This is a genomic window from Eudoraea sp. (assembly GCF_049665975.1).
Taxonomy (GTDB): Bacteria; Bacteroidota; Bacteroidia; order Flavobacteriales; family Flavobacteriaceae; genus Eudoraea.
In genome coordinates this window covers 1-2,264 of the sequence record NZ_JBATGR010000477.1, presented here as the reverse complement: position 1 = coordinate 2,264, position 2,264 = coordinate 1, and the positions used below count along the sequence as shown (strand labels likewise).

General features: G+C 37.5%; 2 protein-coding genes. Both read right to left on the bottom strand.

All coding sequences use genetic code 11. From position 1 onward, the window contains the following. The coding region (locus tag WBN20_RS15370) for a Mur ligase family protein (protein ID WP_424282317.1) at nt 1–449 on the bottom strand (449 nt) is incomplete at its 3' end. Nucleotides 450–514: 65 nt separating this feature from the next. Further along, nucleotides 515–2,188, bottom strand: a complete 1,674-nt coding sequence (gldJ, locus tag WBN20_RS15365; RefSeq protein WP_424273887.1) for a gliding motility lipoprotein GldJ — start codon at nt 2,186–2,188, stop codon at nt 515–517. Nucleotides 2,189–2,264: the final 76 nt, after the last annotated feature.

Below are 2,264 nucleotides of genomic sequence, written 5' to 3'. Positions count from 1 at the left end.
CCCATTTCAATAATGGCGAATTCTGTATTTTTTTTAATGGTAAGAAGCGTAAGCGGAACTCCTATATGATTGTTTAAGTTACCCTTGGTGGCAACTGTATTATATTTCTTGGATATGACAGCAAATATTAATTCTTTGGTTGTGGTTTTTCCATTACTGCCTGTGAGTCCGATAATTTTAGCGTCACAAAAATTCCTGTGATAATTTGCCAGTTCTTGAAGGGATTTTAAGACATCGTCTACTAATAGAAAAGCCTCATCTCTTACGTACTTTTCTTCATCTACAACAGCATATGCCGCACCATTCCTTATAGCTTCAGACGCAAATTTATTTCCATTAAAATTATTACCCTTAAGGGCGAAGAATATAGAATTAGGTTGAATGTTACGGGTATCTGTGGAGACCAAAGGATACTTTAAAAAAAGTTGGTGCAATTTCTCAATTGTCATAAAACAAATATATAAAAAAGCCCCGATGCTAACATCAGGGCTAAATTCTTATTCTGGAGATAGAACTATTTGGCTTTTTTACCTCTTACAGTTTTATTTTTAGTCTTTGCCTTAGATCCAACTCTGGACATCGCACATCTGAACCCTATATAATCTGTGGACATATATTGCGGTAAAAATCTTCGCTGTGCAGGATCTAGCCAGTATGCCCGGTCTTTCCAGGAACCGCCCTTATAAACCCTGACTTCATCATTTATAAGCGTGGATCTATTATTGCTTTTGTCATACTCGCGAATTATTTGTCCGGTAGAATCAAACTCTACATTGTGTTTTGGAGAATCATACATCTTTCGAGCCGGATCCTCATCATCATCCCCGGAAAATCGGTCAAAGAATCTGGATGAACCAGCATCACCATCCCTGTAGCCTCTGTTATCACTTTCTGAGAAATTGGTTCTTAAATAAGTTTCCTGTTCATCAACAGCTACCATTTTAATTTCACCGGGTAAATTAACAGCTACAAGTTTTCCATTAGGTAAAGTATCAAAAATTATACTATCTCGCAGAATAGTTACCTTTCCATCTTCGCCTATTGCCGTTTTCATGTAAATATTACCTCTATAGTAGTTGAAATCACTTATTTGGTCATCCACAATTGGTCGATACACATCAGCAACCCATTCGGCAACATTACCTGCCATATCATAAAGACCAAGATCATTGGGTTTGTATGATTTTACTTGTGCAGTGATATCAGCACCGTCATCAGACCAACCAGCTATTCCACCGTAGTCACCTTTTCCTTGCTTAAAGTTTGCTAACTGATCACCTCTTCCCACGCGTTGGCCATTTCTTGTATAATCGCCTTCCCATGGATATTTTTTTCTACCTCTATAATTATTGTATTCCCTAGTTCCTTGTAATGCAGCAGCTGAATACTCCCATTCGGTTTCCGTAGGCAGCCTATATGCGGGCATAATAATACCTGTACTTCTTGTGGCAAAGTTGGAAACAGAATCTTTTTTCATTTTGCCTTGTAATGAATCTATTTGTCCATTATATACAGATTCCGGACGATTTAGATAGGCTTCTGTGCTAAAAGTGCCTTCCACCTCACCTGACATTGCCTGGTATTTCGCATTCTGAGCTAAATAACCTTCTTTTTCCAGCATTGCTTCGTTTACCCTGTCAGTTCTCCATTCGGCAAACTGAACCGCTTGAATCCAATTCACACCAACTACCGGGTATTCAGAATATGCAGGATGCCTAAGGTAATTATTGGTCATGGTTTCATTAAACCCCAATCGGTTTCTCCATACTAAAGTATCCGGAAGGGCACCTATATAAATATTGGCGTATTTTGGATTTTCTGGGGGGTATACCGCTTTAAGATAATCAAGGTACTCCTTATACATTACATTGGTTACTTCTGTTTCATCCATATAAAAAGATTGAACATGCTGTGCACTAGGAGTGTTATTCCAGTCATGCATTACATCATCCTGTACCTTTCCTTTTGTGAATGTACCTCCTTCTATAAAAACAAGTCCGGGACCCGTTTCTTGTTCTTTAAAGTCAGAATTGTATTGAAAACCACCCTCTTTAGAGTTTATTTTCCAGCCTGTAGCTCTTGAAACATTCTTTGATGATGCTGAGGCAGACTTTTTACAACTATTAAATGTAAAACTTCCCATTATCACTGCACAAGAAAGTACAACTTTGATCAACTGTTTTTTCATCTGTATTTAGGACTTAAGTTCAATATCAAACAACATTTATCGTAATTTGATAGAATATTTAAATAAAATTATGTCG